This is a genomic window from Bacteroides sp. 1001302B_160321_D4 (assembly GCF_015667765.1).
GTDB lineage: Bacteria > Bacteroidota > Bacteroidia > Bacteroidales > Bacteroidaceae > Bacteroides > Bacteroides xylanisolvens.
The window spans coordinates 20,199-36,690 of sequence record NZ_JADPLO010000031.1; the positions used below are offsets into that span (position 1 = coordinate 20,199).

The window sequence follows — 16,492 nt, forward strand, 5'->3', positions numbered from 1 at the left end:
CCCTATTCTTCATGCATTAATTTTCTAAAGTCATGTACTTCTATATTACATATCTCATTTTTCATATTCGTTATATAGTTGCATCCGCGACTGTGCTTGTTCAGCATAGCGCTTTTTTGAGAACTAAAGGCACTATGACCCGATGAAAAGGTTTTATACAAAAGAAATAAGCCTTTCCTACCCAATTATGGTATTTTACTAATGTGGTAACCTCAATCATTTGTTTTCCTGTTTCCAATGGCGTAATGAAAATATCGACATAAAACAATAAATGTTTATCGTCTTTTCTCATAATTGCTTCTTGCTTGTCTTCCTCTATAATAAGTTCTTCACTTTCAATAGCTTTAGTTTCTATACCGAAAGGTTTGACTAAACAGGCCCTTATTGCATACAACATTCGGAGCCAAGCGGGGTTATGAGCAAAGACTTTTAAAATAATATCTTTAGGAGACAAACGATTTTCTGTAACTTCTATGGAAAAACTGTCACTGTAATCTACGGGGAGATATTTCTCTATTTCCTTAGCCATATTGGTTATTCAATTAGGGTTATTCTACAATATGTTCAGTTTAGGTTTCGTCCGATAATAGATAAAACCATAGAAAAGGGGGCTTGAAAAATAAAAAATCAGGCAGTTTTTTTTAAGATAACCACCTGATTTTCAAAAGAGCGGTAAACGAGGCTCGAACTCGCGACCCCCAGCTTGGGAAGCTAGTGCTCTACCAACTGAGCTATTACCGCATATTTACTGCATTTCTCGACTCAAAAGCCTTATGAAATGGTGATGCAAAGGTAAACATAATTTTTATATCTCAAATAAAATCGCAGAAATTTTAATGCAAGAAAAAAGAGAAATTAAAGCCTCTTCAATTCTTTTGTTTTGATGAAAAACAACCGGATATGAAAAAACGCATATTAGTAGCCCGTATAATTAAAAATATACAGATTGGCGATAGTCGCTATAGAAAAAATTCCAGGATTTCCGGTTAATAAGATTCAGATATAAACTATTTTAGTGAATAATCTATCACTAGGTTCTAAATAGAGAATGAATATTGAATATGTGAGAACAAAGTTGCTTATATTATTTCAAATTGACAGATTTAGTTTCTAGCAAAATAAATAAGATTTAGAGACAAACTGGTACTTTATGGGCTGTTTGGTAGCTTTCTTTTAAAGGGAGAACACGCTTCTCACCGACCAACGGTTGGTTCCATTTAAAGGAACAGAGCTTTTCCTTTAAAGAAACAACTCCAATATGCATTTATATTTTGTATAATCAAGTAGTTTATATCCATTAATAACACGCTTATTGCATATACTTGCATTATTTTATGCATCATTTTTTCTATCTGATAGAAATGATACAAACGTGATTCAAAGAGAAGATGAAAAATAGAACATCTTATAAAAAAGCGTTGAAACCTTCTTTTGTTGTATTGCTATATTCTTTCTGATGAACAAACCTCTCTTTTCATCTGTTAGAATATCTCAAATTCAGATATAACCTAACCAGTATGAAAAAAAATAAGCGACTTTGTATACTATTGACTTTGTATTTTTCCATCGGTCAGATAGATGCACAGATACCATTAAGTTTCGAAGAATCACTGCATCTGTTGAATCAAGGAAATCAGAGTCTGAAAATAGCGGATAAGAGTATTGAGATTGCGAAGGCTGAACGTGATAAGTTGAATGCTTTTTGGTATCCCAGTCTTCAGTCTACAGGTGCGTTTGTACACATGTCGGAGAAGATCGAAGTTAAACAGCCTTTATCGCAGTTTACCGATCCGGCTAAAGACTTTGTACATTCCATTATTCCGGATGACCAGATCATTTCGTCTATACTGGATCAAATTGGGGCAAATACCCTTATATTTCCTTTGACTCCAAGAAATTTGACAACTGTTGATTTATCAGCCGAGTGGGTACTCTTTTCCGGTGGTAAGCGTTTTCATGCCACCAACATCGGAAGAACGATGGTTGATCTGGCACGGGAAAGTCGGGCACAGGTATCGGCCAATCAGCAAAGTTTATTGGTTGAAAGCTATTACGGGCTTCGACTGGCACAACAAATTGTGACGGTTCGTGAAGAAACCTACAACGGATTGAAGAAACATTATGAAAATGCCTTGAAGTTAGAGGCAGCAGGAATGATTGACAAAGCAGGAAGGCTTTTTGCCCAGGTAAATATGGATGAAGCCAAACGTGCATTGGAAGCTGCGCGAAAAGAAGAAACAGTAGTGCAAAGTGCCTTAAAGGTTTTGCTGAATAAAAAGGATGCAGATGCCAATATCATTCCTACCTCTCCCCTTTTTATGAATGATTCATTGCCACCTAAAATGCTATTTGATCTTTCAGTAAACAGTGGGAACTATACACTCAACCAATTACAGCTGCAGCAGCATATTGCCAAACAAGAAGTGCGGATTGCTCAAAGCGGCTATTTGCCGAATATAGCCCTTTTTGGAAAACAGACCTTGTATTCGCATGGTATTCAGAGTAATTTATTACCGCGTACCATGGTAGGCATTGGTTTTACATGGAACCTCTTTGACGGACTGGATCGTGAAAAAAGAGTGCGGCAATCAAAATTAACGGAACAAACTCTGGCTTTAGGCCAGATGAAGGCCCGTGATGATCTGGCTGTTGGGGTAGATAAGCTTTATACGCAGCTGGAAAAGGCACAGGATAATGTAAAAGCTTTAAATGCAACGATTGCTTTAAGTGAAGAATTGGTACGCATCCGAAAGAAATCATTTACAGAAGGGATGGCAACTTCTACCGAAGTTATTGATGCTGAAACCATGCTTGCCAGTGTAAAAGTGGCTCGCCTGGCAGCATATTATGAATATGATGTGGCACTAATGAATCTACTCTCGCTTTGTGGCACACCGGAACAATTTGCAAACTATCAACCTAAACCGTAACAAACAATGAAACCAACTAGTAAAACCCTATCATGGGCTTTTGTCATCATTCTTCTGGCTGTCGGTATTTTCACCGGCTTGGGAGTTATATTAATGCATAAACAGCCGCTGGTCTTGCAAGGACAAGCTGAAGCAACAGAAATCCGTATCAGTGGGAAACTTCCCGGCCGTATCGACACTTTCTTCGTTCAGGAGGGAGACTGGGTACACCGGGGAGATACTCTTGTCGTCATTAATAGCCCTGAAGTACATGCCAAGTATCAACAAGTGAATGCCTTGGAACAGGTGGCAGTACAACAGAACAAGAAAATAGATGCCGGAACCCGTCGTCAGATCGTGGCTACTGCACTGCAATTATGGAATAAAACGAAGAGCGATCTTACTCTCGCCCAGACAACTTACAACCGTATTCTTACTTTATATAAGGACAGTGTCATTACTTCTCAAAGAAAGGATGAAGTAGAAGCTATGTATAAAGCGGCTGTAGCAGCCGAACGTGCTGCCTATGAACAGTATCAGATGGCTGTAGATGGTGCACAAAAAGAAGATAAAGCGTCTGCTGCCAGCATGGTGGATGCTGCTCGAAGCACAGTGGATGAAGTCTCGGCTTTGCTGGTCGATGCTCGGTTGACCGCTCCGGAAAACGGTCAGATAGCAACAATCTTCCCTAAACGTGGAGAGTTGGTTGCACCGGGAACTCCCATTATGAATTTGGTGGTGGTGGATGATATACATGTTGTTCTTAACGTGCGGGAAGATCTGATGCCGCAATTTAAAATGGACGAAACATTTGTTGCGGATGTGCCCGCTATCGGTAAAAAAAATATTGAATTCAAAATCTATTATATTAGTCCGCTAGGCAGTTTTGCTACCTGGAAATCAACCAAGCAAACCGGAAGTTATGACTTACGTACCTTTGAGATTCATGCCCGTCCAACCCAAAAGGTGGATGACTTGCGTCCCGGCATGTCCGTGTTATTGACTTTAGATTAATCGACATCAAATAAACCAGAGAATGGATGAATCACAAACATATTCCCCTTTTCGTTCCGTACTGCTCAGAGAGTGGTGGCGAATGACTTCACGGCGCCTTTATTTTGGTGTCTGCATTGTCTTGCCATTGTTCACCCTTTTCTTTATGGCTACGATCTTTGGTAACGGACAGATGGAAAACATTCCTATTGGTATTGTCGATCAGGATAATACTGCTACTTCCCGGACGATAGTCAGGAATATTTCTGCCGTACCAACTTTTAAAGTGACAAAGCATTTTGTAAATGAAGCAGCTGCCCGTGAATCTGTGCAAAAGAAAGAGATTTATGGATATCTTTCCATACCTCCCCAATTTGAACAGAATGCGATTACCGGAAAGAATGCAACACTCTCCTACTATTATCATTATGCATTAATGTCGGTAGGTGGTGAGTTGATGGCGGCATTCGAAACTTCCTTAGCTCCGGTGGCTCTTTCTCCTGTGGTGATGCAAGCGATGGCACTCGGAGTAGAACAGGATCAGATTACCACCTTTTTATTACCCGTACAAGCTAATAACCATCCGATATATAACCCTAGTCTGGATTATTCGGTATATTTAAGTCAGCCCTTTTTCTTTGTGCTGTTTCAGGTTTTGATTCTGTTGATTACCGTGTATGCGGTTGGCATTGAAATCAAGTTCCGCACAGCAGATGATTGGCTGGCGACTGCAAAAGGCAATATAGTGACAGCTGTTTTAGGTAAATTATTACCTTATACCATTATATATATACTGATAGGATGGTTGGCTAATTACGTCATGTTTGGTATTTTGCATATTCCTTTTCAGGGGAGTTGGTGGTTAATGAATATCATGACTGTGCTTTTCATCATTGCAACACAGGCTTTAGGGCTGTTTTTATTCTCGCTGTTTCCGGCAATATCGTTGGTTATAAGTGTAGTTTCTATGGTAGGTTCTCTGGGGGCTACTTTGTCCGGAGTAACCTTTCCGGTTCCCAATATGTATCCGTTGGTGAGGGATGCTTCCAATTTGTTCCCTGTCCGTCATTTTACGGAAATGATGCAAACCATGCTCTATGGAGGCGGTGGGTTTATCCATCTTTGGCCGTCGGCTGTGATACTCTGTATCTTCCCGTTGCTGGCCCTGTCGCTGCTTCCTCATTTAAAACGAGCTATAGAAAGTCATAAGTATGAAAACATTAAGTAAGTTACAACAGTTGTCATTCATCATTCGTCGTGAATTTCTAGCTATCAGTACCAGTTATGCGGTTTTACTGGTGTTGATGGGAGGAATCTTCGTTTACGGGTTGCTCTACAATTATATGTATGCACCGAATATTGTAACCGATGTACCTGTTGCCGTAGTCGACAATTCGCACAGTGAATTGAGCCGTGATTTTATCCGTTGGCTGGATGCTACTCCCCAAGCAGAGATTTTTAGTCAGGCTATGGACTATCACGAAGCAAAAGAATGGATGAAAGAAGGCAAAGTACAGGGAATACTCTACCTGCCTCATGATTTTGAGGAACGGGTGTTCCGGGGAGATGAAGCCGTATTTTCCCTTTATGCAACTACTGATGCCTTCTTGTATTTCGAAGCTTTGCAAGGTGCTTCTTCACGTGTCATGCTGGCTATTAATGATAAATACCGGCCAGATGAAGCAGTGTTTCTTCCACCACAAGGATTGCTCGCCGTAGCTATGGCGAAACCGATCAATGTGGAAGGCACTGCACTCTACAATTATACCGAAGGATATGGTTCCTATCTTATTCCGGCAGTCATGATGATTATAATTTTCCAGACCTTGCTGATGGTTATTGGTATGGTGACCGGAGAAGAATACAGTAGTAAAGGAATCCGTGCATATACTCCTTTGGGGTATGGCTGGGGAGTTGCTATTCGTATAGTGGCAGGAAAAACGTCCGTATACTGTACTCTTTATGCCATCTTTGCCTTTTTTCTATTAGGCTTGCTCCCTCACTTTTTCAGCATCCCCAATATTGGAAACGGATTGTACATCGTACTATTATTGATTCCATATTTGATGGCAACTTCTTTCTTGGGATTGGCTGCATCCAGGTATTTTACGGATTCTGAAGCTCCCCTACTCATGATCGCCTTCTTCTCCGTAGGATTAATCTTTCTTTCCGGCGTTTCCTATCCAATGGAACTAATGCCCTGGTATTGGAAAGTAGTCCATTACATTTTCCCAGCTGCACCAGGCACACTCGCTTTTGTGAAACTGAATTCTATGGGAGCCAGTATGGCTGATATCAGACCGGAATATATAACTCTCTGGATACAGGCACTTATTTATTTTACAATAAGTATATGGGTCTATAAGAAGAAACTGGAATCAAATCTGATTAGTTAAATTAACAAAAACAAAACATGCGCTAATTATAACATATAGCAAAAGAACACTTTCAGATAAATCAACTTCGCAAAGTAAATAATCAACTTTGGAAATAAAAATGTTTCTAAATAGATGTTTTCTTGTAGAATCTCTCCTATTTCTTTGCATTTGTCATTGTTTTTGTCTAGTTTCGTTAACTGTTATGTTTATATGATCGTTAGAAGTAGTTTAAAAAACAACTATTTATATGAAATACATTGTATATATTCTTCTCTTTTTTCCTGTTTGGGTTACAGCACAAACATACAAATATATAGGAATAGAAGATGGCTTGAGCAATCGCCGGATATTCAATATTCAGAAAGATGCTCAGGGCTATATGTGGTTTCTTACAAATGAAGGGATGGACCGATACAACGGTAAAGATATAAAACACTATAAATTAAATAAAGAAGGCACTATTTTGGATGCTCCCATACGTTTGGAATGGTTATATACAGAACCACATATCGGTATATGGGTGGTTGGCAAACAAGGACGAGTCTTTCAATACGAAGCCGACAGAGACGATTTCAAAATGGTATATAAATTACCGGATACCTCTGAAGCAATAAGTTGTGGTTATCTGGATCGCAATGATAATATCTGGATATGTCGTAAAGATACTGTATTGCTGTATAATATTAAAGATGCTCATATAGTTCGATTTCCCAATGTATTGCATAGTAGTATTACGGCAATAGAACAAGTAGATGAGCACCATTTCTTTATAGCAACGGAGACGGGCGTACGATATGTCAAACTGGAGAATGGTATTTTAGAGACCATGCCTGTTGAAACACTGGACTATTTTCATGCACAGGTGAGTGAACTGTATTTTCATCGGCAATTAAAAAGATTGTTCATTGGTTCATTTGAAAGAGGAGTTTTTGTGTACGATATGAATACACAGGAAATTATACGTCCGGACGCTGATCTTAGTGATGTAAACATAGCTCGTATCAGCCCATTGAATGAAACAGAGTTACTGATTGCAACGGAAGGAATGGGGGTGTATAAAGTTAACGTAAATACCTGTGAACTGGAAGATTACATTATTGCTAATTATCAGAGTTATAATGAAATGAATGGAAATAATATCAATGATGTTTTTGTAGATGAAGAAAAGCGGATATGGCTTGCTAATTATCCAACAGGAATTACAGTGATTGATAATCGCTATGAAAATTATCATTGGATGAAACATGCTATGGGTAATGCACAGTCATTAATCAATGATCAGGTACAAGCGGTTATCGAAGATCATGAAGGTGATCTGTGGTTTGGAACTAGTAATGGTATTAGTCTTTATAATTCAAAAACAGGTCAGTGGCATTCATTTCTAAGCTCTTTTAATCATCAACTAAAGGACAAGAATCATATATTTATTACTTTATGTGAAGTGGCTCCTGGCATTATATGGGCAGGAGGATATACTTCCGGCATTTATAAAATAAATAAAGAAACGCTATCAGTTGAATACTTCTCTCCTTACCTTCTTTCTCACGTCAATATGCGTCCGGATAAATATATTCGTGATATAGTTAAAGATTCAAGAGGACATATCTGGTCGGGAGGCTATTATAATCTAAAATGTTTTGATTTGGAGACTAACAGTGCACGTCTATATCCGGGACTGAATTCCATAACATCAATTGTTGAAAAAGACAAAGATAATATGTGGATCGGAACTGCTGCTGGCTTGTATTTATTGAATCGAAATACTGGTGAATATCAGTATATTGAAATGGAGATAGGAATCACTTATATTAATACGCTTTATCAGGCAGATAATGGGTTGTTATATATCGGGACAAATGGTATGGGAGTATTTATCTATAATCCTCAAGATAAGACTTTCGAACATTATTTTTCTGATAATTCTGCTTTAGTTTCAAATAGAATATTTACAATATTGCCGGAAGTAGATGGACGTATAATGATGAGTACAGAGAACGGAATAACCTGTTTTCATACTAAAGAAAAGATATTTCGTAATTGGACTAGAGGAGAAGGCTTGTTGCCTGCATACTTTAACGCAGCGGCAGGAACGGTGCGTAAAAATAAAAACTTTGTATTCGGTAGTACGGATGGAGCAATTGAACTTCCGATGAATATGAAATTCCCGGATTATAAGTTCTCCAGATTGGTATTTAGCGACTTTCATCTGTCTTATCAACCTGTTTATCCGGGTGTCAAGGATTCTCCTTTACAGAAAAGTATCGATGAGACAGATGTATTAGAGCTGGCTTATGATGAGAATACGTTTTCATTTGAAGTTTCTACAATCAATTATGATTCTCCCGGAAATGCACTATATTCATGGAAATTAGAAGGCTTTTATGAGAAATGGACTCAACCGGGAGCAAATAATTTGATTCGTTTTACCAATTTGCCTCCAGGTAGATATATTCTTCATGTACGTGCTATATCCAGAGAAGAACATGACATTGTTTTTCAGGAACGTGCTATGAAAATTATCATCACGCAACCTTTTTGGTCGAGTTGGTGGGCTATCTTGTGTTATATTCTGTTGGTAATAGGGGGATTTTATTTTGTTCTACGTGTGATAAATCTAAGAAAACAAAAGAATATATCTGATGAAAAAACGCAGTTCTTCATCAATACGGCCCATGATATACGTACTCCATTAACTTTAATAAAAGCACCTTTGGAGGAATTATTGGAAGAAGAGACGCTTACCGACAATGGAATAACTCGTACGAACATTGCATTGAGGAATGTGGAAGTTCTTTTACGACTGGTCAGCAATCTGATTAATTTTGAGCGAACGGATGTATATTCCTCTAAAATGAGTGTTTCCGAGTATGAGTTGAATACCTATATGAATGAAATATATAATTCATTCTCTTCTTATGCTGCCATTAGGCGTATTGAATATACATACGAGAGTACTTTCAGCTATATGAATGTATCGTTTGATAAGGAGAAGATGGATTCTATTTTGAAGAATATAATATCGAACTCGCTAAAATATACTCCGGAAAATGGAAAGGTCAGCATTTCCGTGTCCGATACGAATGATTCATGGAAAGTGATAATCAAGGATACAGGTATAGGTATTCCTGCCAGTGAACAAAGTAAGTTGTTCAAGCTTCATTTCCGTGCCAGCAATGCTATTAACTCTAAAGTGACGGGTAGTGGTATCGGATTAATGTTGGTAGGAAAACTGGTGAGCCTTCATGGAGGTAAAATTAGTGTAGATAGTGTCGAACATCAAGGTACGACAATCAAAATTGTTTTTCCGAAAAAGAATAAGACTTCTCAAAGTATCAGTGACGAAGCATCTTCTAAATTTGAGGCGTTGGCTCCTGTACTGCCCGCTCCGAATGTACCGGCAAAGACAACCGCTACGATAGATGATCCAAATTTACGACGGATTCTTGTTGTAGAAGACAATGATGAGCTACGCTCCTATCTGGTCAGTTCATTGTCTTCTATATATAATGTACAAGCTTGCGCTAACGGAAAGGAAGCATTGATTATTATCAAAGAATATTGGCCGGAACTGGTTCTTTCTGATATCATGATGCCAGAGATGCGGGGAGATGAATTGTGTGTGGCTATCAAAAGTGATATTGAAATTTCACATATTCCTGTGTTGTTGCTCACTGCTTTGGGAGAAGAAAATAATATTCTGGATGGACTGTCGATTGGTGCGGACGAATATCTCATCAAACCTTTCAGCGTGAAAATATTACGGGCGAATATCGCTAATCTGTTGGCAAACCGGGAACTGTTGCGCATGAGATATGCCAATCTGGATATAGAAGCGAAATCAATGGTTCCATCTGCAAACGGTACTAACAGCCTCGATTGGAAGTTTATATCAAATGTAAAGAAAATCGTGGATGAGAATATAAACAACCCTGAATTTTCCGTTAATGTGCTCTGTGAATCAAGTGGCATGAGCCGTACCAGTTTCTATTGTAAATTGAAAGCATTGACGGGACAGTCTCCGACAGAGTTTATTCGGGGGATGCGTTTGAAACGTGCTACCGAGTTATTGAAAGAGGGTGAATATGCTATTAATGAGATTTCAGACATGGTTGGATTCTCTGAAACTAAATATTTTCGGGAAGTATTCAAAAAATACTATAAGATGAGTCCGAGCAGGTATGCTAAAGAAGGAGGCAATCCCTCTGCTGAACTGGAAGATGACGAAGAAGATTGATAAATAAAAAGCGAATAGATACGTTGTATTTAAAAAAGTTCTCCTCTGTTATGGGTATCTATAACAGAGGAGAACTTTCTTTTTCAAGGCTTATAACTCTTTTCAGGGAAAAGCGGTTATTGATAAGGAAGTTATTTGCGAATCAAATATCTAATGAATAAATAACCTCCGAATACTTGCAGGCACATTCCGGGAATTCCAATGCGGAAATCCTGAATGGCATTGTAGAAATTTCCTATATACATCCACTCTCCCAATGTCCCTACAACTTGATAGGTAAGTACTACGCCAACCAATACCGGGATGGAGATACGTCCGAAACGTTGTGCGGCCCAACCGGCAGCAATGGCGAGCAATACGGACTTTAATAAAATAGCAGGCAGCACCACCGGCATCGGCATACCAAAAAGTGAGGAGTTGATAATAGGGGAAAGAACAGCAGTCAGCAGACCGACTTTCCATCCGTACTTATAAGCTCCGATCAGTGTGAAGAAATAGATAGGCAGCCAGGTTATTCCTCCTTGCGGTATGAGATGAAAAAATTGGGGAAAAAGGATGTTGCCAACGATGAATAACGAGGCTGCCAGATAAGTTCTCACATTGCCGTAATTCAGCGAATAGAGTTTTACAGTAGTTGATTCCATATCATTTTATTATTTAAAAGTTCAAATTAATACCACCCATAAACGTAGCTTTGGGCATGGGATAACCTGCATTTATTTCATAACGCTGTGCCAGCAGGTTCTCTCCTTTTATGAAGAGGTTAGCGAAACGGCAGACACGATAATTCCCACGAAGATTCCATAAAACAAAATGATCCTGTTGCTCGCTACCCTTTACAACAGAAGTATAAAGTCCTTTCACATATTGTACTCCAGTCGATATACTCCAACGTCCGGAAGTATAGTCCGCCCCTGCATACAATTTATGTTCGGGGGCAGCAAGAACGGGATTCTCCATGTGCAACCAGCTATAATTGGCGTTCACATTCCAGTGTGAATTGATGTGGTAGCCTATATTCGTTTCAACTCCCCAATTCTCTATCTCTCCGGAATTGATATTCAATGGAGGAAAGAGTCCGTTTGACATAATCAGATTGTCGCCATTGATATAGTAAAGGCTGATTCCGTAGGACAATGCCCCTTCCAGCAGACGTTGTGAATAGGAAAGTTCATAGTTGATTAGTTTTTCCGGTTTCAATTCCGGGTTGGCAGGAGGAAACATATACATCTCACGAATGGTTGGATTACGGTATCCTTTGCTGACCATTGCTTTAAGTTCTGCATTCTTGGGTAAATGAAAAGCCAGTCCGCCTTGTGGAATCCATTCTGTACCTACGTGTGAATGGTGGTCTACACGAATACCTGCGTCCAGTGAGAACCAACTGCTGATATCCTGACGGAAATCAACGTATCCGGCAAACTCATCCATTTGCTTGTCTACTCCCGGAGTATGTTCACCCGTAGCCAGTACTTTGTTCCATGATTCACCTCCGAAGTGTTGATAATCAAATCCTACGGTCAAACGATTACCGGTAAAGAAAGTGGCACTCTGATACCATGATACACCCAGCATTTTGTCTTTAGAGTTGAAATGTGATTTTTGCGGTTCTTTTCCTATCTGATAGCCATCATTGATTTTATGCCGTCCCCAGTTATAGAAAAAGCTCAAACCTCCTGAAGTCTTTTCATAATGATTTTCCAAAGCGAACGATGTCATTCCACGAGTGATACGAGAATCGTTGTCAATCAGTGGTACTTGGATAGTCCCCGGATTGGAAGCATTAAAATGGGTTACATTCACATCTCCCCATACTTTCCAGAAAGAACTGATATCATAACCTAACTTTGCGTATCCACCATATTGCTCGAATCCCATATCGGGACGATGTCCATCTGTACGATTATATGATCCGGTTACGACGCTACTGAAACGTCCCTTCTTGACACGGTTGGAAAATTCAGTCTGCAACGTGTTATATGAACCGTACCCAACTTGCATATTCGTCTTCACACCTTCTTCCTGTTGCCGACGGGTAACAATATTAATCACACCACCCATGGCATTCGAACCATAAAGTACAGATGCAGGACCACGTAAAACTTCCACTTTCTCTGCCATCATAGATTGATAAGCATCCGCTATCGGATGTCCCATCAACCCCATGTACTGGGGATGACCGTCAATCAGTACCAATAATCCCGCTGTCGGACTACCACCGATACCACGCAAGCTCATGCCACCTGCAGCTCCGGTAGATACGCCATATCCCATGATGCCACGACTGGTAGTGAATAATCCCGGTACCTGCTCCGTTAACAACGGCAAAAGAGAAGGCTCATATCTTTTCTCAATTTGTTGCCTGCCGACTACGGAAATGGTCATCGGAAGATGACGCACATCGGTTTCATTACGTGTTCCGGTGACTACGACTTCATCAATCATATAATTTCTTCCGGCCTGTATGCTATCCTTTTTAGTATGTGTCATTCCCGAGAGGGAAAGCAAGCTACCGAACAGGAATAAACAAGCTGTATTTCTTCTCATACTTTATTTCGTGTTTCAAGTTTCTTCTTTTTACTTCTTATTTCTGATCTTTTCCAGAAAATCGCGGATCAGTGGTAATATTTCTTCTGCTGATTCCACTTCACTGCACATTGTCTCTACAGGACATCCTCCTGTATGGTTACGGTTCCAGATAAAAGCAACTTCCTGCGCAAAATCGACTTTCACATCTGATTTCCGGAATAGCTCCAAAGCCTTGGTACTGATAATATCCGTATATAATTCTTTTATACCACCCAGAATCATCAGGGCGGCAGCTCCCTTGCCAACCACTTTATCAGCAATCAAAGCTCCTTTAAGAAACTCCGGTTCCTGTGTTAGCAAATCATAGAGATCGGCTACGCCACGTTGAGTGAAAGTGCGGATTTTTCCTCCGTTGGCAATGGTACAGGAGTATCCTCCCGTATGTAATAGATTGATTAATTTTTCCATCGTTTCTTTTATAAAGTACCTTGTTTCAATTGTTCTACAAACTGGTCGATCCGGTGCAGTTCTTTCGGAATATCAATATTTTGCGGGCAATGAGCCACACACTGATTACAACCGATGCAATGGCTTGCCTGTCGAAGTTTGGGCACGCTACGGTCATATCCGACAAGAAAAGCGCGCCGGGCTTTCGCATAATTTTCATCCTGTCCGCTTCTGGCGACATTACCTTCATTGACACAACGGTTGTAATGTAACAATACAGCAGGTATATCCAGTCCATACGGACATGGCATACAGTATTTGCAGTCGTTGCAAGGGATGGTAGGATATTTCAGCATTAATTGTGCCGTTTCTTCGAGGAATTCTTTTTCTTCATCTGTCAATGGCTCCAAAGGAGAATAAGTGCGAAGATTATCCTGCAGATGCTCCATATAAGTCATGCCGCTTAATACAGTCAGAATATCCGGGAATGAACCGGCAAAACGGAAAGCCCAGGAAGCGACACTGCTTTCCGGACGACGTTGTTTGAGCCGTGCCACCAGATTATCGTTCAATTTGGATAGACGTCCTCCCAAAAGTGGTTCCATAATGATGGCAGGAATCCCCCGTTTGGCCAGTTCGCCATAGAGATATTCCGCATCCGTATTTCGAGTATTGGTCTCTTTGGCATGTTTCCAGTCTACATAATTGAGCTGTATTTGTACAAAATCCCATTTAAATTCATCGTGTCGTGAGAGCAGATAATCATATACTTCAATGTCACCATGGTAAGAAAATCCGAGATTCCGGATGCGTCCGGCTTCACGCTCTTTAACCAGAAAATCAAGTATTCCGTTATCCAGGTAGCGTCCTTTAAGGGCTTCCATTCCTCCCATGCCGATGCCGTGGAGCAACATATAATCAATGTAGTCGACTTGTAGCTCCGTGAATGATTTGTGGTACATTTTGAGTGAGGCTTCGCGAGACCACGTATCAGGAGAGAAATTAGACAATTTGGTAGCGATGTAATATTTATCACGGGGATGGCGACTCAATGCAATACCTGTTGCCTTTTCGGAAAAGCCTTGTACATATGCCGGAGATGTATCGAAATAGTTCACTCCATGAGCGATTGCATAATCTACCAATCCGTTTACGGCATCCTGGTCGATAACTTCACCATTACCATCGGGAGCAGGTTTGAGCGGCCAACGCATACAACCATATCCCAAAAGTGAAACACGGTCACCGGTGGTTGGAGATGTGCGGTAAGTCATTTTATCGGTGGGCACCTCTCCTTCTCCTGTTGCGCTACTTGCAGAAGTAGTCCCCTTTGAAGAGCATCCGTATAACAGACCTGTCGATGTGGCTGCACTGATACCTACAATCTTAATAAAATCTCTTCTATTTATATCTTTCTTATTTTTATCTTCCATAATCTTATACTGATTTAGATCAAATAATTCTATGCATCTGATGTCCTGTCACATAAATGGCGCTGAAAGGACGGGACGGACAAAGGTTCTCACACGCCCCACAACCGATACATTTTTCTACATTTACTACCGGAATCTTTGGAGAATCTGTTTTTTCAGGATCGGAAGCTACCATCTGTATGGCACCTGTCGGACAATGGCGGGCACAGTTGCCACATTCCATTCCATCTGTCAAAGGTACACAGTTCTCTTTAATCCATACGGCATGTCCGATCTGAATAGCTGATTTCTCGGCAAGACTGGTGAGATGAATAGCACCGGCAGGACAAACTTCCGAACATTTAGTACATTCGGGACGGCAATATCCACGTTCGTATGATATTTCCGGTTGCATCAATGTCAATAGGTTGTCCGATGGGCGCAATACCTGGTTGGGACAAACAGAGACACATAATTGGCAGGCTGTGCAATGTTGAGTGAAATTGCGTGCGCTTAAAGCACCGGGAGGATAGATAGGGTTTTCTCTTTGGGGAATCTTTTTATCTTCGATAGTAGCCAATCCTCCGTCTACTTTTTTCTCTTGTGCTTTCAGTACAGAAGTTGTTGCAAAAATGGCCGATGCTGAAAGGAAGCTACGACGGGCATTGTCTACCTGTTCAGTAGTGACAGACTTTGCTTTCGTATCTTCGCTCGTAGCTATTTCGTTCTTAGGTTTCCGTCTTGTGTATGTAATGGCTCCATGCTTACACTTTCCGATGCAATCCATACAAGTCACACAACGGCTATAATCTATTTCATGAGCTTTCGGATTAATACACGATGCTTTGCAATTGCGGGCACACAAACCGCAACTATTGCATTTGGAAGTATCAATTACCGGTTTGAATATCGCATATTTGGATATAAACCCTAATACAGTACCTACGGGGCAGATCGTATTACAATAGGTTCGTCCGTTGCGCCACGCCAGAATGAAAAGAACAACAAGGGTAACAATGGCAATCAGCATCGTCGAAAGACTCTTTATCCATACATCTACCTCATAAAAAGCATAACTATCCATTCGTTCGGCGAAGTACGCCAACAGGTTGTTTCCCCATTGCCAGACCGGTGCAAAAAGACTGGAAGCTATCCGGCCATAAGCACTATACGGTGCCAGCAAGATAGCCAAAGAGTTCAATCCTGCAACCATCATAATAATGAATACTCCTAAAACGCCATACCGCAACCATTTCATTGCTGGTGAATAACGGAACCGGTTTTTCTTTTGTTTGCCGGATACCCACGAAACAATGTCCTGAAACACTCCCAACGGACAAATAACAGAGCAGTAGATACGTCCGAACAGGAATGTAAGTACAACTAAAAACAATACGACACCTATGTTCAAGGCTAATAAAGCCGGCAGAAATTGAATTTTCGCCAACCATCCGAACCATGTGTGCAATGTACCCGTGAAGTCGAGAAAGAGCAGGGTAATAAGTGTAAAGCACACAATGGCGGTTGTAAGTCTGATAGTACGTAGCATAAACTAATTAATTTTCAATTTATAGTAGTTATATCTAAATG

General features: G+C 40.3%; 11 protein-coding genes and 1 tRNA gene. 5 read left to right on the top strand and 7 right to left on the bottom strand.

Annotation, left to right across the window (positions count from 1 at the left end):
- Positions 1 to 100: 100 nt before the first annotated feature.
- Positions 101 to 529 (bottom strand): DUF2867 domain-containing protein, encoded by a 429-nt coding sequence (locus KFO40_RS13145; protein WP_004312438.1) that lies wholly within the window; start codon positions 527 to 529, stop codon positions 101 to 103.
- Positions 530 to 668: 139 nt separating this feature from the next.
- A tRNA-Gly gene (locus tag KFO40_RS13150) sits at positions 669 to 741 on the bottom strand.
- A gap of 776 nt (positions 742 to 1,517) precedes the next feature.
- Between KFO40_RS13150 and KFO40_RS13155 the strand changes: the two genes are divergently transcribed.
- The 5 genes from KFO40_RS13155 (at position 1,518) to KFO40_RS13175 (ending at position 10,514) form a co-directional block, all read left to right on the top strand.
- Positions 1,518 to 2,930, top strand: coding sequence for a TolC family protein (locus KFO40_RS13155; RefSeq protein ID WP_009041125.1), 1,413 nt, complete (start codon positions 1,518 to 1,520; stop codon positions 2,928 to 2,930).
- A 6-nt stretch (positions 2,931 to 2,936) separates the two neighbouring features.
- Positions 2,937 to 3,923: an HlyD family secretion protein gene (locus KFO40_RS13160; protein ID WP_004312436.1), complete on the top strand. Its 987-nt coding sequence runs from the start codon at positions 2,937 to 2,939 to the stop codon at positions 3,921 to 3,923.
- Positions 3,924 to 3,945: 22 nt separating this feature from the next.
- Positions 3,946 to 5,130, top strand: coding sequence for an ABC transporter permease (locus KFO40_RS13165; RefSeq protein ID WP_004312435.1), 1,185 nt, complete (start codon positions 3,946 to 3,948; stop codon positions 5,128 to 5,130).
- Positions 5,114 to 6,298, top strand: a complete 1,185-nt coding sequence (locus KFO40_RS13170; RefSeq protein WP_004296002.1) for an ABC transporter permease — start codon at positions 5,114 to 5,116, stop codon at positions 6,296 to 6,298. The genes KFO40_RS13165 and KFO40_RS13170 overlap by 17 nt, the downstream gene beginning before the upstream one ends.
- A 229-nt stretch (positions 6,299 to 6,527) precedes the next feature.
- On the top strand, positions 6,528 to 10,514 hold the full coding sequence (locus tag KFO40_RS13175; RefSeq protein WP_211146444.1) for a two-component regulator propeller domain-containing protein: 3,987 nt from the start codon (positions 6,528 to 6,530) through the stop codon (positions 10,512 to 10,514).
- A 131-nt stretch (positions 10,515 to 10,645) separates the two neighbouring features.
- On the opposite strand, the gene KFO40_RS13180 is transcribed toward KFO40_RS13175, so the two are convergent.
- From KFO40_RS13180 to KFO40_RS13200, 5 genes are read right to left on the bottom strand one after another with little or no spacing between them, the layout of a single operon-like run.
- A complete protein-coding gene (locus tag KFO40_RS13180; protein ID WP_004296005.1) occupies positions 10,646 to 11,158 on the bottom strand; it encodes a hypothetical protein in 513 nt (170 codons plus the stop codon).
- Between the two features lie 13 nt (positions 11,159 to 11,171).
- Positions 11,172 to 13,061: a TonB-dependent receptor gene (locus KFO40_RS13185; RefSeq protein WP_211146445.1), complete on the bottom strand. Its 1,890-nt coding sequence runs from the start codon at positions 13,059 to 13,061 to the stop codon at positions 11,172 to 11,174.
- A gap of 30 nt (positions 13,062 to 13,091) precedes the next feature.
- Positions 13,092 to 13,511, bottom strand: a complete 420-nt coding sequence (locus KFO40_RS13190; protein WP_004296007.1) for a DUF1893 domain-containing protein — start codon at positions 13,509 to 13,511, stop codon at positions 13,092 to 13,094.
- A gap of 8 nt (positions 13,512 to 13,519) precedes the next feature.
- Positions 13,520 to 14,923, bottom strand: coding sequence for an aldo/keto reductase (locus KFO40_RS13195; RefSeq protein ID WP_004296008.1), 1,404 nt, complete (start codon positions 14,921 to 14,923; stop codon positions 13,520 to 13,522).
- Positions 14,924 to 14,942: 19 nt separating this feature from the next.
- Positions 14,943 to 16,451: a 4Fe-4S binding protein gene (locus KFO40_RS13200; RefSeq protein WP_004325936.1), complete on the bottom strand. Its 1,509-nt coding sequence runs from the start codon at positions 16,449 to 16,451 to the stop codon at positions 14,943 to 14,945.
- Positions 16,452 to 16,492: the final 41 nt, after the last annotated feature.